Below are 24,152 nucleotides of genomic sequence, written 5' to 3'. Positions count from 1 at the left end.
ATATTATGTTAAATAAAGAAAAAATAAAAAAAATTGACAAAGAAGTTTTAGACTATCTCGCAAAGGAAAAAAGAAAAAATTCTTTGTTTTTAAAAAAGAACCAATTCTTTAAATCAGAAATAAACGAAGGTATAGTTCTTCTTTTGGTTAAAAATTTAATCATTGGTTTGATTTTGTTTCTATTATTATTTAATCTATTTGGCGTAGAAAAAATTGACAATTCATCTTTTGATTCTTTAATAGTATGTATTGCGGCTGCAGGTCCTGTAATGATGGGACTGTACTATTCTGGCTTAATATTTGTCGCAAGCACAACCCATCAGAAATTGCCTCCCAAAGTGCAAAATTTTTTATTGTATAATTCAACAAATAATCGATATTTAAATCTTTTGATGATAATGTCGGAATTTTCCCTAATGTGGATTTTGACAGAAATTTTATTTGAAAAGACTTTGATGTATTCGAGTATTGCTGTATGGGCTTTTTTTGTTATTGCTGTAGCCACGTTTATTGTGTTATCTCGCAAATTATTGTCATATTTAGAAGTAGAATCATGGTTTAAAGTGATAAAAACAAAAATTTTTAAAGAATTTCAAGAAATAGAAAAAGCTTCGTTAAAACAGATAAATGATAATTTTTGCTCGGAAAAAGCATTAAATGCTCGTGAGTATGTAGAATATTTTGAGATTATATATAATAAGATGAACATAAATGCAACAAATAAGGAATTGCGAGTCTTGTCGAAAAATATAGTTGAAATATTGATTGTTTATCAGTTTTATAAGAGAAAAATACTTCCAGAAAGTAAATGGTATTTTATTCAATCAGATGAGCAAAATTTATACACTTTAAATGACCACGATTTTGTAATGGCTTCTAAAACAATGGTTCCGCCTACAAAATACGTTAATGATTTTTTTTGGTTTGAAGATAAAATGGAAAAAATTTTCGAATCCGTTTTTGACAAAATACAAGAAAATAAGGATGAAGAAGTGTCGGGAACGGTGTTGAATGAATTGGTTTATTATTTCGATGCTTTAATTGAAAATGGATATCCCCAAAGAGCATTTATGATGGTCTCAAAAATATGGACCATATTTGAAAAAAGAATGACTCAGAATACTATAAACATGAATGTGAAAATAATTTCAGAGTTGTTTGATTTATGCATACAAATTATGTTACTCACGCGAAGAGTTAATGATTACAAAACGTTGGAGATAAAATTTACAATGGGAAATCCAAATTTAAAATTTGGGCTTTCTGGAATTTACGAGTCTTTTTTTGTTAAAAGATATTTTGTCATTGTTTGAAAAACTTAGTTATGAAAAAGAAATAGAAGGTCATGTTGTAACTCCAAAGAAGTTTGCTGCTGAGGAATTGTCTTTGAAGATCTATACACTTTATCTTGATTATTTTGATGTGATTACTGTAAAAATGGTTTCCTTTTTTTACAAAAAAAGAAACTTTCTGAATCAGAATGTAAAGTTGAAAGCCATTGCGATAAAAAAAGAATTTGAATATTGGACTAGATGGAATTTGGAGATAAATGATTTTTCTGTGAAAATGTCGTTTATAGAAAAAATGAATGATGTGCCTTTGTCCAATTTTGTTGATGAAAAGAAATTAACGGAACAAAAAATAAAAAAGATAGAAATTGCTGAAAAAGCGGAATATACAGAGAAAGTTATTCTTTATGAATCTCTTATTGGTTGCTTGAATAAATTTGAAAATTTGCAAGATGAAAAAGTTGATGTTGCTGGTTTTTCATTGAATTTATGCCGATTAGGTTTGATTGAAATGGTCGATAGTGATGTGTTTAAAAAATATAAAGAGCTGATATATGTTTTTGTAAATGCTAGTGTAAGTGAATTTTTTTATTTGATTAAATCTGGAGAAGATAAAAAATGCTATAATCCTTTGGTTGATTTGATTACGAGTTTGGGGTGGTTATTTGTTATTTTTGACTTATTGGGTAAATCAGAAATGTCTTTATATTTAAAAGAAGTTTGTATGGAAATGTTAAAAAATATGGAAAAACAAAAAATGACAGCGGGAATCATTGTTGGTATAAAAAATGACATCCGTGTTTATCGTTATGAAACGAAGTTAAATTGGGAGAAAAAAATTATAAATATTTTGGAATCACCTTTGATTTCAAAAAAATCGAAATTAGTTTCATTTGTAAAACAAAAAAGTAAAGAAGGCTTTTGGCGGAATAATCTTGATGGTTATGATATTTTTATTGCTGTAAATTTAATTGAGGCTTATGATGTTTCTCCATTTAGTTTTAATTATCAACAATATGGATTGCATAAAAAGCTGAAACAACTTGGGGCTATATAATGGGACAACGAAGTTGTGATGAAATTTTGAAAATTTTTGTTGAAGATATATTTCCTTTTTGCCAAAATTTTCAAATACAGGTCTTTCAATCAAAAAATCAGGAATTTATTCAATGTTTAAATGGAATTAGCGGTTATAATTATAAAACTGTCGATGAAAGCTATGTTGAGTTTGTAAAGGCTGTTTCTTTGAGTCTTTTTAAGAATGGCTCCTTTATAAAAGGAACATCTGAAGTTTATCCGTTTAGAGTTGAATTTCCTAAGAAATTAAGTAGAAAAAATGTTCTGTTTTGGTTGGAACGTCAAAATGAATTTTTGGATTATTCAGAGTATTCTTTAATGTACAATAAGTATAACATAGCATATAATGATTTAAAAGAAATCATTCGAAATAATAATATTAGTATTAATCGAAGGTTACGAAATTTTGGGGATATCCTTTCAACAGAATCTAGAGATTATAAAACACAATTTTATCTTGTTTATAGAGAGATAAAACTCCAAAAAGCAAAAGCCATTATGAGGGAGCATATCTATTATGCATTATCTGAATATATAAGAAAAAATAACTTAGATTTATATTTTATTTTAAAAAATCTTTATTATCCAACAGATTATGAACGGGTTTTGAGAGAATTTACAGAGCGAAAAATAGGTATGGCAGAAACATTAAAAAAAGTGATGTAGAATGAAAAATACTGGTGAGTCTTATGAAAATTTTGTAAAAAGCCTTCATGAGGCTTTACTGCATTTAGAAACATTAGGCATACAAAAGAACATAAAAATTGAGATGAGAAAAAAGATAACGGATAATTGTGGAATTGATCGAGAATTTGACCTTTATTGGGAATATGAACTAGGTGGGATTACATATAAGACTGTAATCGAGTGTAAAGACTACAATTCTGCGGTGTCTGTTGAAAAAATTGATGCCTTGATTGGCAAAATTAAGGACTTGCCTGATTTAAAGCCTGTTTTTGCAACGAAAATTGGTTATCAATCTGGTGCGCAAAAGAAAGCCGAACAGAATAAAATAGATTTGCTTATTGTTCGAAAACCATTGGATTCTGATTGGGTTGATGAACAAGGGAATCCATTAATTAATAAGGTTGCTTTTACTCTGTCTATGGGTTATCCTGCAAGAATAACAGGTTTTTATCCCAAGGTTTCGGAAAGTGTACTTAAGGAAATGAAGGGGAATACATCGTTTGCAATTGCTGGCAATAATAATGAAATATTTATAAATGATGGGGAAAAGACCGTAACATGGCTTGATCTAGAAAATAAACTACCCTTATTGCATAAAGATGAATTTGGTCAATTTGAGGAAACAAAAATTTTTTCAAAAGAAGGCGAAATAAAGACCCCTTCATCTAGCTTGAAAATAATAGGTTATACTGTAAAATATGAAGTGAAGAAGCCAGATGAAGAAACTATGCTAATAGATGCTTCTGATGCGATGTATGGTGTAATCGAATATTTAGGAAAAGACAAGAAAACATTGTTTTGGAAGAATGGGAAAATTGAAAAGAGGAAAATGATGCGAGAATAAGGGCTTGATACATGATAGACAAAGAACTTGAAAACATCGTATCAAAGGAATTGTCTTCTAAAGAAGACTTAATGGGCTATGAAGCGGAAAAGCAAACTGCCCATTATTTAAAGCGCAAATTTTTTGACCATCCTGAAATTCATGTCCTTAACAACGTTCGGTTTAAATGCCTGACGGACGATGGCGACTATACTCAAATAGACCATCTTGTTATTACGCCATATTGCTTCATTGTTATAGAAACAAAGAGCTGGACTAGCGGGATGAAATATGATGAAGATGGAAATTGCTGGTATTTGTCAAAAGAAGACTACGAATGGCATCCGAGTAGGGAAAGTCCTATCTATCAAGCGAAAATCCAGTCTGAGGCGTTAAGAAAAGTTTTGCAGAATAACAAAGAAACCCTTAGAAAGAAATTTCTCTTTCTTCAAGGAGGATTTCAGAATTATCCTGTCCATTATTTAGTTGCTTTGCATGGTGAATCCAATGTGGTAAAGCCTGACAAACCGTGTAAATTTGACGGAACGGTCCTTAAATCCGAAGTTATTCCTGATAAGGTTCTTGAAATTTATGAGAGCTATAAAAAATCGGATACGGTAAAGAATTTTGTAAAAGACGCCATTCTGAAAAACGATTCACTTTGGTTGTTGCCGGAAGAAGATATAGTAAAGACTATAGCTTTTTTAAAAGACATTCACCGTCCGCAGTATTTTTATAGAAAAATCGAGGAAGAACTGGCAAACTGTAAATGTGGAAACGTTCTTTCGTTTGAAAAGAATAGGGAAACTAAGAAATGGGAGGCTATTTGCAAATCCTGTGGAATGGTCAAACCGTTTTCGTTTAAATGCAAAAAATGCCGCAAACCCCTAGAATTGTTCGAAACAGGATGGCCCAGAAGGCAACTTGTATTTTGCCGATATTGTGACGAATACCGAATAGTGAAATAAGATTGGTTAAATGATTAGAAAAGCTTAAATTCTCGTCTAAATAGCTAATTTACAGACGAAACTTAGACGAACTTTAGACGAAAATTGGAGAAATTGAGCGAAAAACGGCAAAATTATAGACGAGAAAAAAGTTTTTTTGAGGGGAAATGCCTGTTTGACATTTTGTGACATCTGATTGTGAGTATATTTAGCTAGAATGGAAATTTAGGTTAAAAATGGCTTCTCCAAAGGCGATAGTACAAACTCTGAATGAGTATTTTGACTTAATAGAAAGGCTTGCTTTAAAAAGTAGGTCTTCAAATGCTCTATACGAACAAGCCATTTTTGATGAAGCCGTTGCCTATTTTCAACAGAATAAAGATGATGCGCTGAGAGCCTTTAGGTTGTTGGTCAAGAACGGAATATTACGTCCTATTGACCAAGATGGGGCGTATATAATCCAAAAGTACACGAAAGACTATGTCCTTAACCTAGTTAAGGAACAAAAACTCGGCCTTGCTGAAATAGTTAAAGTTGAGGCAGATCGTGTTGGAAAACTAAGTGATGAGGTTCAAAAGGCTCTTGAAAAAGGCGATTTGGCTCTTGTCCAAAGTAAAGCTTCGATGATTATTGATCTGATAGATGAAATTCAAAATCATTTGGAGTCTGACAGAAATGCTATCAAGAACATAATTGAGCGTGCCAAGATTATGCCGCCCGATACGCCTTTGAATCTTCGCTATGGGGAGGTTTCTGATTGCTTTGAACAATATGTAGAACCAATGCGTCAGTTTTTAGGCAATGATGCTACTGGATTTCTCAACTTGACTTTAACCATAGAAAAACAGTTGGCTCGGGGAATGGATCTCTGCAATATCCAGGCTGGTTCATTGTCTTCTTGGTCAAGAACAATGAAAGGTGCTCAAAGTCAAATACGCATGCTGCGAACGCAAATCAGAGAAAATTTGGCTTTGTTCCAAAATGAATTGGCTCCTCTACGCAATAGAGTAACGAAGAATAATAGAATATCTTGTTCTGTAGTTGCTCTTTTGGCAAAAGTCCGGAAAAAGGGATTAAGGAAAAGTCTAAATGTAAAGACTCTCAAATTAGGCGGAAGCCAAAGAGATGTCCGTTTTTCATTAAGTCCTTCAGTCAAGGAGTTTTCGGCAAAAGTTTTGCAATATACTCCTGCAAAGTTTAGTTTTCCTGAGGAATTAGTTTCGAATAACGACGATTTGACGTTGCTTCGAATAGATGATGTTGTTGAAAATTTAAAAATGTGCAAAAGACGGGTGCTTTTGATGGAATGGCTTAAGGAAAATTATCCTGAACAAAGCGATAGAACGTTGTTGTCTGTTTACCAGCAGATTTTGCAGCGCGAGTCGAAAAGATTGCGTCAATCAGATTCTCGCGAATCAACGAACTTAAAGAATTATAGAATTACATACTATCCGCATATTTTGGAGAATGCTGTATGAGCTTATCAAAAGATCTCGAAAATTTGAAGTATGTCAAAGATATTTTTAGTCAGCTTGCTGCTGGACGCCATATTGATGCTTCTGCTGATGCTGAATGGTGGAATGCTTTGCAAGGTGAACATAAAGACGATTATGCGATTCTTTTTAAGCATTTAGGAAAAAAGTTAGAAATTGATCCGAGGGGCTTCGCATATTTTAATTTTGATGAAGATGCTAATCAAAAGGCCGCTCAACAGGTTGCTTTGCTTTTCTTGCTGATTTTGGATAAAAAATACGCTGACGGTGCTGATTTACTTCGGTTTACAAGCTGGATTTTGGATCCGGTATTCTTTGCAGAATTGCGAGAGAAAAATAAAGAATTACTCGTTCAAGAAAAATTAGATTCTGACGAGGCGTGGAATAGGGTGGTTCATAAGGCAGAGACCTTAGGCTTTATGAATAAAGATGATTCTTGTTATACGATGATGTTGCCTTGCTGGCGATTTATAGACCTTTATCAGGATTTATCTGATAACGAAACTGATAATGCAGTTGTTGATGATACTAACGAAGATCTTGAAGAATTTGTTGAAGAGGATGATGTATGAAAAATGAGTATGGCTTACGAAAGTTGGTTTTGATAAATAGTGCCAACTACGAAATTGCCGAGATTCCTCTTGACGATGCAGTTTCTATTGTTGGTCCGAATAATTCTGGCAAGACGAGCTTGATTAATGCTCTTCAATTTTTGCTTATTCGCGATAAGCAGCAGATGGACTTTGGAGCCCATGACAGGAATTCTTCGCTAAAATTTTATTTTCCATATCCTAGCTCTTACATATTGCTTGAAATGCAATTAAAAAGTGGCGTTGTTGTTGTCGGTTGCGTTGGCAAAGGTTTTTCTAACGAGTATCAGTATTTCAGTTATGAAGGTTCACTTCACATAGAAGATTATAAAGATGTAGATGGCAGTATTATTGAAGAGGCCTTTTTGCAAGAAAAAATGCGGGAAAAAGGAATCTCAATTAACAAGTATCCTCGTTCAACAGAGTTCTTTAATAACCTTTATGGTAAAACTGATTTAGCATCGTCGGATTTAGATATTCGCTTGTTTTCTGTAGCGGCTTCGCTTAGAGATGTTTTTCAAAAGGTCCTAATAAAGACTCTTCATCTTGACAAGCTTGATTCTGCGGACATCAAGAGATTTCTTCTTCAAATTAATGCTGTTAATTATTCCAAAGAAGCCTCGTCTAGAGGTTTTGATTTCAAGCGAGAGTGGAATGAAGCCTTCCAATCTGTGGAAGAAGATAAGGCTCAGTATAAGGCCTGTAAAGATTCTATGTCTTCAATAAATGACTTGGAGCGCAAATATAATCGGATTCGTGAACTCCGTGGCAAAATCGGGACGATGCGTCCTTTGATAAACAAGGGCTTGAGCCAGTGGGAAGAATATAAAAATAGCGAGAATGATCGCTTAGAAAATGATTTAGCTCGTGTAAAAGCCGAGGTGGCGGAATACGGGAAAAAGCATGACCAAATAATTAGAGATAATGAAGAAATAAATCGTAAGTTAGAGGAGATAGACTCAAAAAATAATCGTTATGAGTCTTTGAAATCTCGGTTTGTTCTCAATATTGACGAGGATGTGTTAAGACAAAATCTTGATTCTTTGAATAACCAAGTCGCTGCAAAACAGACGTTGTTAAATTCAACACGACAAGATAATGTTAGGTTTATTAGTAAGCGTATAAAAGAATTGGATGAAGATATAAATCAGAGTTTAAGGGAACTTGAATCTGGCGAAAAACTATTTAAAAGACAGTTACAGTCCCTACTCAATTCTGAAGAAAAAGACATTCTTTATAATCTTGTCAATCAGCGAATCCTTTCTTTATGTGTGGACGAAATAGGTGACGTTCGGTCATTTGTTGAGTCGTACAGAACTTGGCTCAATAGCCAAGGGGATGTTTTAGAGTTAAATGGACTGACGCTGAATAGATGTGAAATCCTAGCAATGGGACATTATGAGGAAAAATCTTCTGAAGAAATTCGAGAAGAGATTAAATCAAGTAAAGCTGAGTTAGAACAGTATAGAGATCGTCTCAGAGCCGTTGAGGAACGCGAAAAAGTTGAAAAAGAGTTGAGAGAATTGATTAATAGGCGTGATTCGGCGCAAAAGGAGTTGAACGATTATATTGAGTTTGTTGAGTTGCGATTGTCGGAAGCAGAACGAAATGATGAAAAAATTAAACTTTCTAAATCGCTTCAAGAGAATCAGGATAATTTAGCGAAATTTGACGAAGAAAAAGAAAAAAGTCAGTCTGAAGAGCGTGAAATAAATGGCAGGATAAATGATTTAAATAAAAGAAATGGCGAAATTTCATTGTTGAGGAATAAACGTCGGGATGTTGAAAATTATGCAGATGTTCTTGAATTGGCGAATCTTCCGTATGTTTACGATGGGAATGTGATGGAAGAACTTCCGGAATTGCTAAAAAATCAGGTTGACGACTGTGACGAACTGGATTCTGTATCTTCAAGTAAGAATCGAATTTTAAGGGATCTTGAACATAGAGGGTTTACCAAATTTATTGGTATAGAACAAGAAGATGAAATGACGGAGCGTATTCTTGATTATGCTCATACATTGCCCAAAGAAGAGGCCGCCATACAACACAATCTCCATGTGGCTATTACACGAGTGGGAAATATTCTCATCGAATTAGTTAATCAATACAAAACTTTTGAAGATGATTTAGCCAAATTTAATGTGTTGATTACGAAAAGACGTGTTTCGGACTTGAAAAAGCTTTCCATTGAGATAAATCCTCGAGACATTCTTGATGCTGTTAAAATAATAGCAAGACATAGCACTGATTCTGCCGATTCAATGGGCTTGTTTAGCCCTGATGCGAAAGAAGGATATGCGGGAAATCCTGAAGTTGACAAAGCTAAAGAAAAATTGTTCCGATTCTGTGATAACAATGATAAGCTTAGACTAGAAAACTTGTTTGATTTATCTATCAAGGTTCAGAAAGAAGGCGAATTAGAACAGAATCTTAGTGATTTAAATGCAATAGGTTCTAATGGGACCGTTCTTATGGCGAAACTTATTTTCGGCTTGGCGTTGCTTCATTGGATGACGGATAAAAAGAACGCGACAACATCAATATGCTATCTTGATGAGGCTGCAAGCATTGATGAAGAAAACCAGAAAAAGTTGATTGCGGCTGCTCGTGAGTTTGGTTTTGTGTTGCTTTTTGCTTCTCCAACAGCACAAACAACAGTCCGTTATTGTATCCGTATTGAAAAGAGAAACAACAGAAATGTTGTGACAGACAAACAGCGAATAACGCTGGATCCAATCGAGGTGCGTAATGAGGAATGATGCCTGGGTTGATATTTTGACAAGAATCTATTCTGAAAAGGAAGTGGCCTTCTCATCTATCGCACAATCATTGCGAAAAGAATTAGAAATTTGGGCAGAAAGAAAGGGATGTATTTCTATCCAAAAAGTCGGTAAAGGAAAAGTATTTAGGGTTGTTGACGAGAAAACTCTTGAATGGGAAATAGCTCGTCTTGCTCCTAAAAAAGATTTAGATGACCTTCCTGCCCGCGTTCAAAATCTTGCAAAAAACAGCAATACAAAAGCCGGTCAAACGACGCTTGATTTTTCCTATTTTCTTTGCAAAGCTGTAGGTGACGGCGTAATTGTTAATGGTGTAGATGTTTCCTTTATTACAAAATCCCTTGGTTGTTTTGCTTTGCCGATAAAGGATGACTCTGATGGATTTGAATGCAATGGCTCTTTGATACTAGTTGAAAACCAACAGTTACTTGATGATTTAAGATGGATGCCGTCAGATTTTAATGGAATTATTCTTTACTATGCAGGAAATTTATCCGCTCGATTACGTGCGTGGTTGACAAAAAGTTCTTTTGCAGGTGTAATCCTTTTCCCCGATTACGATGCTGTCGGAATAAATAACTATGCGAACCTTGTAGAAGATATTCCATGTGCTCAGTGGTTTTGGATGGATGAATGGAAAAATAAATTGATTGAGTATGGTTCTGGAGAACTTAGGAAGAAAGGAAACCAAGATGCACTCTTTGAAAATTTGTGGAATCGTTTTAAGGAAAAAGGATTTCCTGACAGTCAACTTGAATGCCTAATGATAGAAATCCGAAGGCAAGGAAAAATGTTAGAGCAAGAAGTTGCATTAGTTTAAAATCTAAAGAGAATGTTATGGATGCAAATGAAATGAGACGAAAAGCAGAAGAGGCTCTTCATCTATTCGTAGGGCAAAATGCCTCGTTTAAAGAAGGCCAATACGAGGCCATTGAGGCCACGCTCACCAACAAAAGAACGCTCGTTGTGCAGCGTACCGGTTGGGGAAAGAGTATGGTGTACTTCGTCTGTACAAAGATTTTGAGAGAAGAGCAAAAGGGGTTGACTCTTATTATTAGTCCTTTGCTGAGTTTGATGAAGAACCAGATTGAGGCGGCGACAAAGGCTGGTCTGAAGTGTGAAACTTTGAATAGTTCTAAAACTCCAGAAGAGAAAAATCAGATTCTAGAGTCAATGGAAAAAGGTGAAGTTGACCTAGTTTTGACAACGCCCGAAACATTGTTTACGCCGATTGTTCAAGATGTATTGCCTAAAATCAAGATAGGATTATTTGTCGTTGATGAGGCTCACTGTATTTCTGACTGGGGACATGATTTTCGATTAGAATATTGTCGAATAAATAAAGTTATCAGCAACATGCTGAAGAATGTTCCAATTCTTGCAACCACGGCAACGGCGAACGACCGAGTCGTAGAAGATCTTAAACAGCAACTGGGCGAAGACGTTTTTGTTTCTAGAGGCCCATTGATGCGCAAGAATCTCTCTATACAGGTTCTCAATTTAAGATACAAGGCAACTCGATACGCCTGGCTTTTAGACAACATTAATAAAATTCCTGGTTCTGGAATAATCTATTGCCTTACACAAAACGACTGCGAGCATCTTACAGAATTCCTGAACGAAAATGATATCAACGCAAGGGCTTACCACAGCGGTTTGGACGAAGTCACAAACCAAGAGACCGAACAGTTGTTCATGAAAAATGAAATCAAGGTTATTGTCGCTACGATAAAGCTAGGAATGGGATACGATAAGCCTGATATTTCATTTGTAATTCATTATCAAATGCCGTCCAACGTGGTAGCTTATTATCAGCAGATAGGTCGTGCAGGAAGAAATATCACACGTGCTTATACGTTTTTGATGTATGGCATAGAAGACCTTGATATTCAGAATTATTTCATAGAAACCGCTTTTCCTTCAAAATCCGAAGCAACTAGGGTGTATTCTCTTATCGCTGGAAATGAGGGGGTGAAACTGTATGATTTAGCGTACCATTTAAATTGTTCAATAGGACGTATTGAAAAAACGTTGAAATTCCTTGAAAATGAGGAACTTATATATAAAGAAAAGAATAAATACTATGCATCTGCAAACACCTTTATGTATAATGAAGCTCATTATAACGAGGTGAAGGACATTCGCTATAAAGAACAGTCGCAGATGCTTGATTTTATTAAGACGGATGAATGCTATGGCAAATACATTGTCAATTGCTTGGATGATAAGACTACGGACAATTGTGGAATATGTAAAAATTGCATAGGCCACGAACAATTTTCTTCCGTGGTCTCAGAAGATTCATTGCGCAAGGCAGTTGCGTTCTTGGAAAAAGTTCTATTACCAATTGAACCTAGGGTGCAGTGGGCAAAAACAGATGTATCCAGTCGAACTCGAATAGATATGCCAAATGAAGAGGGAATTTGCCTATCTATCTATGGTGAACAGGGTTATGGAGCAATGGTAAAGAACGGGAAGTACGAGACGAAAAAATTTTGCGACAGTCTTGTGGAAAAAAGTGCAAGTGTCTTGCGAAATCTTATTTCTGAGAAAGGAATCTCTCAACTTGCCTATGTACCTTCTTTGCGAAGCGATGTCGTGAAAGATTTTGCTTTTCGGTTAGCTGCAAAATTGGGAATTCCGTGCATAGATGTGATTCAAAAAATTGCCGCAAAAAAGCAAAAAGAGATGGAAAACAGTTCCTTTCAATGTAGTAATGCTCAAAAATCATTCAGCTTACGGGATGGCACATCCCTTACAGGTTCTATATTGTTGGTTGATGATGTTGTAGATTCTAAATGGACTTTGACTGTATGCGGATATTTGCTAAGAACGGCTGGTGCAGAACATGTGTTTCCGTATGCATTGGCTTGCAGTTCTAAAAAGAGGGCGGATTAACATGAACGACAATTCTTCTGTAATCGTATCTTTATGTAGCCATCTTTGTGCTGATTCCTGTAAACCGTTTACCCCTAGCGAGTGGACGAAGTTTGCAAAAATGCTTATGGAAAAATCGCTACAGCCTAAGGATGTTATAGATTTTTCGACTGAGGATTTTAAGCACATACTCTTATATACCGATGATGAAATTCAACGAATTCGATCCTTGTTTGATCGAAGTGGAAGTTTGACGTTTGAACTTGAAAAATATTCGTCAATGGGCGTCAAGGTCGTGACTAGGGCAGATGCTGAATATCCGCGAGTTCTAAAAAGTAAGCTAAAGGAAAATTGTCCGCCGTTATTTTACTATGCGGGCGATTTGAATCTGACAAAACGAAATTACGCTGGTTTTGTCGGTTCAAGAAATGTAGATGACAACGATACTGATTTCACGAAACATGCAGTTTCGACGATTGCAAAAAATGGCTTTGGTGTAGTTTCCGGTGGTGCTAAGGGGGTTGACTCTACGGCATCTTCGGCGATGCTTGCTGATGGTGGTTTCTGTATAGAATATTTGGCGGATTCTCTGGCACGTAAAATTAAGAAACGTGATGTTGTTTCCCAGATACAAAAGGGAAATCTACTTCTAATCTCTATTGCAAAGCCAGATGCTGGTTTTAATGCAGGTTTTGCGATGCAACGAAATAAATTTATTTATGCCCAATCAAAGGGAACAATTGTTGTAAAATCTGATTATGACAAAGGTGGCACATGGAGTGGAGCTACGGAGGCCTTGCGAAATGGTTGTTGTCCTGTCTTTTGTCGAATCAACCAGAAAAGTCTTGGCAATAAAAAGTTAATAGAACTTGGTGCTATTGCAATTGATGAAAATTGGGATGGAAAACTAGATGTATCAGTGACGAAGAAAAAAGATTCAAAAGAAGATCAGTTGTCATTGTTTGGGTAGTTTAAAAATCGAAAAATTAAAAATATACCTCCACATGTTCTCCGTATTCCTTATGATTTGTCCTAGATTCTTATCGGTCTTTTTTGTCGATTGGTAGTGTAAAATCTGCGAATGAATCGACAGCTAGAAATAGTTTGGAATAATCATTTATAACAAAAAAGGTTAATAAAATGTTTAGTATAGATTGTATAGAAGTTCTTCGCAACTGTGATCCTATTTTACGCAAGAATGTTGTACCAGGAAAATTTTACTTTAATGATCGATACAAAGAGGATTGCTCTGAAAAAAATCCTAATTCGCTAATCAATAAGCAGCCTGATTTCTTTGAAAAGAATATTAACATTCAAGCCATTGTCGGAAAAAATGGAAGTGGGAAAAGCACGCTTTTGGATTTAGTGCTTATGGCTATAAATAATTTTTCTTATATGTTTGAACGAGGTAATGAGCGTCCGGGGGCTGACGAACTATTATATGTTGACGGTCTTTATGTCGATTTGTTTTTTTCAATTGATTATGAAGAATACGAAAGAACGGCTTGTTTATGTTGCCACGGAAAAGACGAAATTAAGCTCACAATGGATGCTCTCAAAATAGAAACACTCGGAGTAGAGTTTTCCGGTTTTGAAAAAAAATTTGCAATTGATGAGATTGAAAGAAACGTTGCTGAAAAAACTGATGAACAAAAAGGATTGAAGAATTCTGAAATTGCAAAATTAGCGACTCGTTTTTTCTATACCATTGTGTCAAACTATTCAATGCAGTCTTACATATCTAGTAATTACAGAAGGAATGTTTTTCGTTTTTTTTGTAAACAAAAAGAAGACTCGTGTGTAGCTGATGATAGATCAATTGGTGAAGAATGTTGGATTGATCCGATTTTTCATAAAAATGATGGGTATATTAGATCTGCGGTTTTGAATCCATACCGGCATGAAGGAACTGTTAATTTAGCGCGAGAAATGTTTTTGTCAAAAGAACGCTTGACTGCGTTGCTTATTTATGGGGAAAAAGCAGGTAAGACAATATTTGTTCCTTATCATTTTAAATCAATGAAGATTGCAAAGAATAAAAAAATTGAAAAAAAATTCAAAGAATATTTCGAAAAAATGTATTTGATATATTTAACGACTTACGATAGTGTAGACGGTATGCCAATTAGATTTCAAAGACCTCAAACTGAGCTTGAATTAGAAGAATGGACGGGGAAAAAAACAGAAAGATCGCAAAAATTAGAAAAAATCAGAGCCATGCTTACAAGTAGTAGAAGCATTTTCTATAGTGAAATTGTAAGTATTTATAATTTAACTACTTTAACACAGGCTGCCAAAGAAAGTATTTTGTATATAACATTGAAAATTCTTAAAATAGTAGACATCTATCCTTTTTATCAAAAATACAAAGCCTCCTTTGAGTTTGATAAAGAGCAATTTATCTTTATAAAAAAAGATTCTGCGTTATTTAAAGAAATGATGGATAAAATAACGACTGACAATTCTCATATAACAAAGAAAATAAGACGAACTATTAATTATATAAAAGTTTATGACTGTTGTTTGCCAGAAGAAATTGATGATATTTTTTTTAAAACGAAAGTTACATCTAATTCATTGAATGATGTCGATGATTGTTTACCGCCCCCTTTCTTTGATTATGAATTGTATGTTAATAAAGTAGAAAATGGGGAAAAGGTAAATGATAAACCTATACCATATAATCAATTAAGTTCTGGTGAAATTCAATTGCTACAGACCTTGTCAATTCATGCGTATCATATTGGTAATTTGTTGAGTGTGCCCAATGGTCGAATACAGTATAAAAATATAAATCTTATTTTTGATGAATTGGAAGTGTGTCTGCATCCCGAGTACCAATGTCAATTCATTTATCGACTTGTTGAAATGCTAAAAGCGTTGCGGAAAGACGATGAATCTATTTATTTTAATGTAATAATAATTACTCATTCTCCGTTTGTTCTTTCCGATATTCCGCTAAAGCAAATACTCTTCTTAGAAGATGGAATGCAAAAAAATAAAAAATTGAAAACTTTTGGTGGCAATGTTGGTGAAATGCTGTATGATTCGTTCTTTATGGATAGCACTATAGGAAAGTTTGCTGAAGAGAAAATAAAGGAAATTGTCAGGTGTATTTACAATGGTGTATTATCAAAAGAAGATACTGTAGTAAAAGATGTCTTCAACTGTATCGGTGATCCTGTTTTGAAAACTCTTGCATGCGAAGTGAGAAAAAGAAATGATTAAGATAGACTGCTCTATTCTTGCCGAAAAAACGTATTATAATAAAGAAAAAAAAGTGATGCAGTCTATGATTGAACGCCATGTTGAATGGTTTGTTCAAACTGTATCTGATGCGGATTGCCCAGAAGAATGGGGAGAAGTATATAAAGAAAAAAAATATAAAGACTATCTTGAAGATGTTTTAGGATTTGATAAAACAAAGCCTTTTAAAGAACAAATCCGACCCTATCTTGTGGGGGATAATCTAAAAGATCTTCGAACGAAAAATATAGGTCTAAATGGTGTAAAAAAAGAGGACGCTGAATCTGATGACGAAAAAAAGAGAACGAAAGCCGCTTATTTGATGAAAGCTTTTTGCTATGAAAAATTTTGTAATTCGCATGCGACAGAAGGGAAATGGGATGCGTATAAATTTTGTAAGGGATTGAATGTTTCTGTATGCCCATATTGTAATCGTCAGTATATTTTTACGGTAGCAGAGCATGAAGAACGTCAAAGAGATGGCAATGTGACATGTTATGTTCGACCAGAATTAGATCATTTTTATCCCAAAGATGTATATCCATATCTGTCTTGTAATTTATATAACCTAATTCCTTCTTGTAGTGTTTGCAATCATGCTAAATCGGATACAGATTTTGGGGAAACGGAAGAAAGTAAATTGATTTACCCTTATGGAGAAGATTTTGGGGATGATGGCGTTTTTAGGGTGAAGATTGATGACGCATATATTGAGACTGAAAAACTATTTAAGGGAATGTATACAGATGATAAGCAAAAAGAACAATTACGAATCTGTATAGAATCTAGAGGATCAAAAAAGGATAAGGTGGATAAAAGTAAGGAAGTTTTTCATCTTGAACCCATTTATAATATGCATAAATTGGATCTTGTGGAGTTCTTAAAAAGGTATAGGAATTATTGCGATCCTAAACGAACTGAACTTCTTAAAATTTTTAGGCAGGCCCAACCTACAGCTCATATAGACGAAGGTCAACTAAAAATATTCTTTGATATTATGTCCAGCCAACTAGAAACTCAAATCCTTGGGATGTACGATACTTCAGAACAGTATCCGTTAAAGAAAATGAAGACGGACCTAAAAAAGCAACTGGATAAAAATCGATGAATCTGGATGGAGTTTATGTGTATGTGCGACTCGCATCAATTTAAGACCGAAGAAGAGGCCGAGAAGACTGTCGTTGGCAACTTTAAGCTTCTCTTCGGTGACTATTCCATCTTGCTGCCGAAGAGTTTGATTCGCGCTTCTGGCGGCAAGGGGAGGGAGGCGCAGGGTTTGCCGAAACCAGAATATCGGCAGGATGCTTTCATTTTGAAGGCTATCGTTAAAAATTCGGGATTTGGGTCGAAAAACTTAGGGATTGCACGGCTCAAATCTGAGATTTTAGATGCTAAGTTGAATGCCTCGGTAAGGGATAAAATATTGCAACTTGTGAACGAAATCCAAATAAATCAAGTTTTTGGTGCTGGCGATATTGTGGATATCTTAAAGTGTGCTCCGGCTACTGCGACCAATCTTATAAAGCGGATGAAAACGCTAAATATAGTGGAACCTGTTGTGGGCGCAGGCAAGGGAAAATACGTATTGCGCCGTGTTAAGTAGATTGTGCAATCATGAATCCACGCGAACTTCTCGTATTAATCAAGGGAGATTTTCTAATCGGTGAATCGGAAGCGTAATTGTATCCGCAAAAATTTTCCGCAAGTTGCGGAAGAATTGTCTAAAGAGCCATGGAAACCCGAACTATGCAACCCCTAAAACTTGAAGATCTCAACGCCCAGTTCGACAGCATCGTCCGCAGGTATCGCGACGGTGGCCTTATCGCTTACCGCGACGCGCGTTATTTCATGAATGACATGCTGAATCTTTTCGAGCGAATCGAAAGGCAACGCCTGTTTGTAAACAATGACGGCGCCAAGAAGGTCCTGGTCCATTTCACGAAAAAGCTCGGGAACCTGAACAATCGAAATTCGAAGAAGCCGAGAATTGCCTAAAGCACTTGCTGGATGCCCATAAAAACTGGTCGGGGCTTGCTGAAATGGTCCATGCCAAGTTGAAAGAGATGTACCGTGCGACAGGCCAAACAGAAAAGTTCGGCGACATGCTGAAAACAATGGTTGTTGCGCAATCCAGAATGGATTTTTACAAGGAATACAAGGACTTTGTCCCTAAGCAACAGTGGAAAGTCGCTCTGGTTGAATTATTGAATTCGATTACCAAATGGGACTTTCGGATGGATGTCCTTGCGTACGAAAACATGACGGCTCAACCTAGTGTAAAATTTTCTTGCCCCTCTTGCCAGTTTTTCAAATATTAGGTACATTACATCTCAGCGCGTCATTCCGTAGAAAGGAATGATGCGCTTTTGCTTTATATGGCTTTGCCGTATTGCAGGGGCGTTCCTAGTAGAAACAATAAACGCAGGAGGCCCTATGGCTAAAAAAGAAATTGTCACTTATTCTCAGCAGACGTTCGAGAATATCAAGCACACCGACGAAAATGGAACTGAATTCTGGTATGCAAGGGAACTGCAAACGGCTCTTGAATATGCCCAGTGGCGCCGTTTTCAAGAATCGATTGTCCGTGCAAAAACCGCCTGTGAGGCCAGCGGGTTGGATGTTGAGGATCATTTTGCCGACGTCGGCAAAATGATAACCCTCGCTAAAGGTGCCCAGCGTGAAATCGCCGATATCAAGCTTTCCCGTTACGCTTGTTACCTGATTGTGATGAACGGAGACCCCCGCAAAGAAGTGATTGCCCTGGGTCAAACATATTTTGCTGTTAAAACCCGGCAGAAGGAAATTTCGGACTCTGCGGCACAGCTTTCGGAAGACGAAAAGCGCTTGGCTATTCGTGACGAAGTGACCATTCGCAACAAATTCCTTGCCAGTTCTGCAAAGGCGGCCGGTGTTGAAACGCCTGTGGATTACGCCGTGTTCCAAAATCGCGGTTATCAGGGACTTTACAACGGGTTGGGAATGAAGGATATTCACAAGCGCAAGGGACTCAAGAAAAACGAACAGATCCTGGACCACATGGGTGCCACCGAACTTGCGGCGAATCTGTTCCGTATCACGCAAACAGACGACAAACTCCGTCGTGAAAACATCAAGGGGAAGGAGCAGGCGAACGAAACCCATTATGCCGTTGGCAAAAAAGTCCGCCAGACGATTGCCGAACTTGGCGGCACAATGCCTGAAAACCTCCCCACGCCCAAAATCAGTGCCAAAAAGTTGAAACAGGAGCGCAAGAAAGCCATTGCTGATAAATGATAAGCTACGGATCCCATTTTGCTAATGCCGGCAAAATGCTTATGCCGTTAAAAATCAAACTTTTACATACAATTAGTGAAAAAACGGACTCATTGATTTCGATCAAGGAAAACGTGAAAGATATCAATCTCCTGTCGGAAGAGGATTCCGTAAAGATGTTCGCTATGGATTTCGAGGAATTCAGAAATTTTTCTGCTGCCGACGTTGAGATTACCTATATCCCAGCCTATATGGCTATGTACTTGTAGTTTTTTTTCTTCCTCATCTTCCTTTTGGTGATTCTTATAAATCCTATATTTCTTCTAAACTGTATCTAGTGTTATATTGAGGTTCACCATGACAGTCGAAGATTTTTGCAAGTGGATTGAATCTGTTGGCTATAAGGATGGGGACCGGCTCCCGTCCGTGCGCGAGGTGGCGGCGTCTTCGGGGGCGTCGACGTTCACCATTTTCCGTGCTTACAAGAAGCTGGCGTCTCAGGGGAAGATTTATGCAGAACACGGCAACGGCTACTTTTGGGGGGCAAAGCCAAAAATCGATGTGTCTGCGCATGAACTCGAAACGGAACGCGTAGAGCGATTGCTGCTGGAGGACTGGAAGTCGGGAAAGATTTCGGTTAATCGCCCGCTTCCATCAATCAAGGACATGTGTCAGTCTTATGCGACGACGTTGGGAACCATGCGGCGTACACTGGAATCATTGCATGCAAAGGGAACTTTGGAACGCAAGGGGCAAGGTCGTTATTATTTTGTCGATGCCCGGTTGGCGGTTTCTAAGACAAAAGAAATCCTCCTGATTATGCGTTGCAACCCTAACGGGGATTTTAATTGTCTTGGCGAACGCGAACTTTCGTTTATGCAAAAAGTGTATGTGGAGGCGCATCGCAATAACTTGAACGTAAAGGCGCTGGGCTATTTCGAGGAGGAAGGCGCATTCCTAGATGCTTGCGGCAGCCGCATCAGGCTTGAAGATTGCCGTGAATGTTTTGGCGCGATTGTCTCGACGATGCTCGTGTTCAATATTAATAAGTTATTTGCAAAGCTTGCAACGACGCGTTTTCCTGTGGCTGTGTGGTGGGAACACCCGCTGTACGACATCCCGCGTGCGCTAAAAAAAGAAAAGCGATTTGCATTTTTTAACCTCGCCTTTGGTGAGTTCCCGGGACGCATTGTCGGGCGTTTTCTGAAGAAAAAAGGCTTGACGCGAATTGCCTTTGTTTCGCCTTACCACATGAGCATGTGGTCGAGGGACCGCTTGAAAGGTCTCAAGAATGTGGGGCTTGAGGTGTTCGAAGCGACTGATGCCTCGCATGCGAGCCCTTATGACTTTATGCAGGAACCGCGTGCACATGCCCGTTATAGACAAATTTTAATGTCGCTCGTGAAAAAAATCCCGCCTGTGGATGCGTGGGTTGTTTCTAACGACAGGGTCGGAGTTGAGCTTATTTCGCTTGCGAACCAGGGCAAGATTTTGCACCCGCCTTACATGGTTTCGTTCGACAATTCTACGGACAGCTACCGCAATCGTCTGGATTCCTTTGAGTTCAATGTGGAAACGCTTGCAGAACAGTCCGTGTTTCACTTGGTTTCGCCTGGAATTACCTTGTATAAAACAGGCGATTTCCGTGAACTCTCGGGGCATGTTGTAGAGAAGTAAAATTTTTTTGTTCTTATATGGTGTAGGTAAGATTATATTTGTAAATAAGGGAGAGATATTCCGATGGATTGGGAATAGTTTTATGAAACTTTGTAGTATTTTCATCTTTTTTATTGGGCTTGCCTTGTACGCCTTTGCCGCCCCGGCGGGCGTTGCGGAATACTGTGCAGAAATCCTGAACGACAGTACGTATCGCCCCCTGCTTGTCAAGGACTTGAATGAACCGATAAAGGAATGGAGTTATCCGAAGAAGATTCCTTGCGAGCAAACTCCGTGCGAAGCCAAATGGGAAACAGAAAGCAAGCTCTATTTTCCGAATGATATCCGTTGCCAAAATGGCAAGCTTGTTGGCAACCTTTGTGGTGGAGGCGGAGGTATTAGCACCTGTATTCATTGCCCGTATCATCCGATTGAACTTGCACGAATCGAGAACGTAAAGTTATACGGAAGTAAAGTGGTTGGAGGCGACAGGTGTTCCGGTGACCGGTGGTATTTGCGGAATGCTCGTGAGACTCTGAAGATTTTTTACGGCAAAACATTCAAGGGCGAGTGGACTGGAGAGTGGGAAACCAACGGAAATGCGGAACTTCCGCAGATGAAGGTCGATTTTTCGGCAAAGCTCGTGGGCGAGTGCAGCGAAACCATTCCCGCTTTGGACTATTGCGTGGCGGGCGGCAAGGATGCGGAACTTTATCTGTTGAATCGTTACGACAATTTGCCGGAGCCCCGTTTTGTCGAGAAGAACGACAAGATAGATTGCGAGGGGGCGATGCGCGTGGAAAAATCGTACGAGATGGATTTCGGCAAGTACGGGAAGCGCCTGCTTTCGCATTTTGTGGAAGAGGATACCTGCCATGCAACAAGCAAGATTGCGGTAAAGGTCTATATGCCTATCCCGCAGCATATCGATGCGCAAGCCCTCAAGGGAATACCTGCAAAGAGTTTGTACGGGAAAACGTTTTTCGTGACATCAAAAAACTCCCTGACCTGCAATTTCGATACGGTCGAGAGGAATGTGCGTTTTAGTGTGCGTGTCGTGGGCAAGTGCGGCAAACGCGACATGCAGGGCAAGAAAAAGCTGAACATCCTTGAACTAGAACAGGTCGAAGATGTTAAGGCTTATGGGCACTCTATTGCGGGATATTGGAAAAAGTGCGGTGAAGAATACGTCTGCCCGACAAACTGTATCGAAGTGAAGGACTTGCTAAAATGAAACGTCTAGGTGTCTTGTTCTTGCTTTTGGCTTCGGGAATCTCTTGGGCGAAGGGACCTTCGACGGCACATTTTTGCGTCCTGCATTTTTCGAAGACTGAAAACAGCTATGAAATGGTAATCTGGAATGTAGGGGAGGCTGTTGCCGATAGAAAATGGAAATGGCCCGATTCGCTTGCGTGCGGCAATGCTTTCTGGAAAAACGATTTTGTGCTGGATTACAAGGGCGAACGGATTGAATTTAAGGGAGATTACAAGGATGCCCCTAGTGGGAACGTCTGCAAGATTTGTACGGACGAAGCTCGCTTGCGGAACAGCGCCGTGCCGGCACCGTCTATGGATAAACTAAGCGCCTACGAATATTACATCTCGCACGAAATTTCTGAGAAAAATAAGCGGCCAATCGAAAAGTCCTTTATCGAAGAACTTTACGGGAAAAAGTTAAAGGTGGAATGGAAAAGTTCGCTTTCATGTTCGTGCCCCAAGTATGAAGTTTCTACCCTGAAGACGAAGCTGAATGTGGTGATTGACGGGGAATGCGCACCTGCTGCCGCAGATTCGGTGGACAACGATGAGGGTGAATGGCTTGGAGGTTGCTCCTGCTCCGGGGGCGAGAAATGCGCTTCGGATGATGACGCGAAAGAAACGAAAAAGGACACGGTGCCTGCGCCGGGAATGTTCCCCTGTTATTCTTTTTATTCGACCTACGAACATCCAAAAGTGAATTATTACGGAAGTTCTAAAGTGATGAATATGGATGGACACCCCGAGGGAAGGGGAACGAGTTTGGGCTGCTTCAATATCCAGGGCAAAAACTACCTGGTGCTGGGTTCCAATGTGCCCGCTCAAATCCATACCGCCTTTGATGACGAGAATTATAACTATTGCTATGACAGCGTGAAAAATCTCAAGCAAAAGAAGCGGGTGGAGACTCCGTTCTATTCTTGCTATGGTGGCAAGTCATCACCGAAGGGGTGCTTACCTAGAGAAGATGGATTCAATCTCGTATTCGATTCTAAGGGTAAATTTACCGGCAGGGAATACACCGGAAAAGAAATGAAGGATATCCTGTTGCCGGCGAACGTTTCGGAAAAGGTTCTGGCTGAAATCGGCGATGATGCAGCCCGTAAGACTGCGGGTATGGCGTTCTATTGCGGGGATGAGAGAGTCGGCTACAAGAAGTTTGTGCGGAATCAGTTGCATTCGCTGAAGGAAGCATTTGACGAATGCAATGCGAGGACGGATTCGGATGTATGTGACGCGATACGCGCGAAGAAGGATTCGATTTTGGTCGAAGAGGCCCTACGTCAAAAAGAGTGGGAAGAAAAGCACCGCAAGGAAGTCGAAAAAATTGAAAAAGAGAAGAAGGCTTTCTATGATAGCGTGGAGGCTACTAAGAAACGATTGGAAAATGATTCCGCCTTTATCAAGTTGAACCAGGCCTACGCGATTTTCAAGCGCTATGAAAAATTGAAATATTGGGATTTGGAGGGCAAGGAGATTGCCAACCCCGATTCTGTCCATCCCCTTGAGATAGCGAAACGTAAATGGGTCGTAAGCATAGAGGATTCGGCGAAATATGCAAAGGTGATGGATTCCATCAAGACCTTGAATAGTCCGTTTTTTGAGCGGATTCATGCACGGTCCGAGGCCATTTGCAAGGGAAGGCCCGCGAAGAAAGGTGTACAGAAGGAATTGAACGATTTACTTTTGGCGTGGTACAGGAAAGAAGGCGGAAAGGATTATTTTGTAGAAAATAGGTCTGTTTCTTATACGACGGAACCCTGTGGAGTTGACAAGAATTTTTCGCAAACATTCGGTGTGGTTGTGGAGACGGGCTGCAAATATACGACAATCGATACCTTCTGCGTCGATACGAAGGGAGCGAATTTCAAGAGGTTGTTCTTGACAGGTGAAGACTGGGAAGCCCTTGACGTGTTTTCGGGTTGTGACCGCTGGACAGGGACCATGAAGCATGAAGAAGACAGATACAACAAAACGGAATTTTTGCCGATAGAAATCAGCTGGAATGAGTTTGATATGTGTTTTGATTATGGTGCGGATGGGCTTGGTGATATTTATCTGGATTTAGAGAATGGGGTGGCGACCACGTCTTGGAATTGCTTTGAGCACCACTTCAAAAAGATAGACGGCGTCTGGAAATACGAGGACACGTCCGTAATGTGCTGGCATTGAATT

At 38.3% G+C, this 24,152-nt stretch carries 21 protein-coding genes; all 21 read left to right on the top strand.

Translation table 11 applies throughout. The features are described from left to right. Positions 1 to 5: 5 nt before the first annotated feature. The gene (locus BUQ91_RS11265; protein WP_074209354.1) at positions 6 to 1,313 is read left to right on the top strand and encodes a hypothetical protein; all 1,308 of its coding nucleotides are present in this window, start codon (positions 6 to 8) and stop codon (positions 1,311 to 1,313) included. Next, entirely contained in the window at positions 1,285 to 2,346 is a 1,062-nt protein-coding gene (locus tag BUQ91_RS11260; RefSeq protein ID WP_139299739.1) for a hypothetical protein, read from the top strand. Before BUQ91_RS11265 ends, BUQ91_RS11260 begins: the two co-directional genes overlap by 29 nt. After that, on the top strand, positions 2,346 to 3,032 hold the full coding sequence (locus BUQ91_RS11255; protein WP_074209352.1) for a hypothetical protein: 687 nt from the start codon (positions 2,346 to 2,348) through the stop codon (positions 3,030 to 3,032). Before BUQ91_RS11260 ends, BUQ91_RS11255 begins: the two co-directional genes overlap by 1 nt. Position 3,033: 1 nt before the next feature. Then, the gene (locus BUQ91_RS11250; protein ID WP_074209351.1) at positions 3,034 to 3,897 is read left to right on the top strand and encodes a restriction endonuclease; all 864 of its coding nucleotides are present in this window, start codon (positions 3,034 to 3,036) and stop codon (positions 3,895 to 3,897) included. A gap of 11 nt (positions 3,898 to 3,908) precedes the next feature. Continuing rightward, positions 3,909 to 4,844 (top strand): nuclease-related domain-containing protein, encoded by a 936-nt coding sequence (locus BUQ91_RS11245; RefSeq protein WP_074209350.1) that lies wholly within the window; start codon positions 3,909 to 3,911, stop codon positions 4,842 to 4,844. Between the two features lie 215 nt (positions 4,845 to 5,059). Next, complete coding sequence (locus tag BUQ91_RS11240) at positions 5,060 to 6,301, top strand: hypothetical protein (protein ID WP_074209349.1); 1,242 nt, start codon at positions 5,060 to 5,062, stop codon at positions 6,299 to 6,301. Next, positions 6,298 to 6,888 carry a condensin complex protein MksE gene (locus BUQ91_RS11235; RefSeq protein ID WP_074209348.1) on the top strand — a complete coding sequence of 197 codons (591 nt, stop codon included), beginning with the start codon at positions 6,298 to 6,300 and terminating at the stop codon, positions 6,886 to 6,888. The genes BUQ91_RS11240 and BUQ91_RS11235 overlap by 4 nt, the downstream gene beginning before the upstream one ends. Next, positions 6,885 to 9,668: an SbcC/MukB-like Walker B domain-containing protein gene (locus BUQ91_RS11230; RefSeq protein ID WP_074209347.1), complete on the top strand. Its 2,784-nt coding sequence runs from the start codon at positions 6,885 to 6,887 to the stop codon at positions 9,666 to 9,668. The genes BUQ91_RS11235 and BUQ91_RS11230 overlap by 4 nt, the downstream gene beginning before the upstream one ends. Next, positions 9,658 to 10,509, top strand: a complete 852-nt coding sequence (locus tag BUQ91_RS11225) for a hypothetical protein (protein WP_074209346.1) — start codon at positions 9,658 to 9,660, stop codon at positions 10,507 to 10,509. The genes BUQ91_RS11230 and BUQ91_RS11225 overlap by 11 nt, the downstream gene beginning before the upstream one ends. A gap of 17 nt (positions 10,510 to 10,526) precedes the next feature. Beyond that, positions 10,527 to 12,587 (top strand): RecQ family ATP-dependent DNA helicase, encoded by a 2,061-nt coding sequence (locus BUQ91_RS11220; RefSeq protein ID WP_175566629.1) that lies wholly within the window; start codon positions 10,527 to 10,529, stop codon positions 12,585 to 12,587. Between the two features lies 1 nt (position 12,588). Further along, the gene (locus BUQ91_RS11215) at positions 12,589 to 13,536 is read left to right on the top strand and encodes a DNA-processing protein DprA (protein WP_074209345.1); all 948 of its coding nucleotides are present in this window, start codon (positions 12,589 to 12,591) and stop codon (positions 13,534 to 13,536) included. Between the two features lie 170 nt (positions 13,537 to 13,706). Continuing rightward, positions 13,707 to 15,794: an AAA family ATPase gene (locus tag BUQ91_RS11210; protein ID WP_074209344.1), complete on the top strand. Its 2,088-nt coding sequence runs from the start codon at positions 13,707 to 13,709 to the stop codon at positions 15,792 to 15,794. Next, the gene (locus BUQ91_RS11205; RefSeq protein ID WP_074209343.1) at positions 15,787 to 16,920 is read left to right on the top strand and encodes a hypothetical protein; all 1,134 of its coding nucleotides are present in this window, start codon (positions 15,787 to 15,789) and stop codon (positions 16,918 to 16,920) included. The genes BUQ91_RS11210 and BUQ91_RS11205 overlap by 8 nt, the downstream gene beginning before the upstream one ends. Positions 16,921 to 16,941: 21 nt before the next feature. Continuing rightward, positions 16,942 to 17,415, top strand: coding sequence for a hypothetical protein (locus BUQ91_RS11200; RefSeq protein WP_074209342.1), 474 nt, complete (start codon positions 16,942 to 16,944; stop codon positions 17,413 to 17,415). 128 nt (positions 17,416 to 17,543) lie between these two features. Beyond that, entirely contained in the window at positions 17,544 to 17,807 is a 264-nt protein-coding gene (locus tag BUQ91_RS11195; protein ID WP_139299737.1) for a hypothetical protein, read from the top strand. Positions 17,808 to 17,812: 5 nt separating this feature from the next. After that, entirely contained in the window at positions 17,813 to 18,130 is a 318-nt protein-coding gene (locus BUQ91_RS11190) for a hypothetical protein (RefSeq protein WP_074209340.1), read from the top strand. A gap of 115 nt (positions 18,131 to 18,245) precedes the next feature. Then, complete coding sequence (gene dinD / locus BUQ91_RS11185) at positions 18,246 to 19,085, top strand: DNA damage-inducible protein D (protein WP_074209339.1); 840 nt, start codon at positions 18,246 to 18,248, stop codon at positions 19,083 to 19,085. A 113-nt stretch (positions 19,086 to 19,198) separates the two neighbouring features. After that, positions 19,199 to 19,333 carry a hypothetical protein gene (locus BUQ91_RS15960; protein WP_256382318.1) on the top strand — a complete coding sequence of 45 codons (135 nt, stop codon included), beginning with the start codon at positions 19,199 to 19,201 and terminating at the stop codon, positions 19,331 to 19,333. 88 nt (positions 19,334 to 19,421) lie between these two features. Then, positions 19,422 to 20,741: a GntR family transcriptional regulator gene (locus BUQ91_RS11175; RefSeq protein WP_074209337.1), complete on the top strand. Its 1,320-nt coding sequence runs from the start codon at positions 19,422 to 19,424 to the stop codon at positions 20,739 to 20,741. An 82-nt stretch (positions 20,742 to 20,823) separates the two neighbouring features. Beyond that, positions 20,824 to 21,954, top strand: a complete 1,131-nt coding sequence (locus BUQ91_RS11170) for a hypothetical protein (RefSeq protein ID WP_074209336.1) — start codon at positions 20,824 to 20,826, stop codon at positions 21,952 to 21,954. Beyond that, positions 21,951 to 24,149 carry a hypothetical protein gene (locus BUQ91_RS11165; RefSeq protein ID WP_074209335.1) on the top strand — a complete coding sequence of 733 codons (2,199 nt, stop codon included), beginning with the start codon at positions 21,951 to 21,953 and terminating at the stop codon, positions 24,147 to 24,149. Before BUQ91_RS11170 ends, BUQ91_RS11165 begins: the two co-directional genes overlap by 4 nt. The last annotated feature ends 3 nt before the right edge of the window (positions 24,150 to 24,152 follow it).

The sequence above is a fragment of the Fibrobacter sp. UWB11 genome, assembly GCF_900143015.1.
GTDB lineage: Bacteria > Fibrobacterota > Fibrobacteria > Fibrobacterales > Fibrobacteraceae > Fibrobacter.
This window is presented reverse-complemented; position numbering and strand designations above follow the sequence as displayed.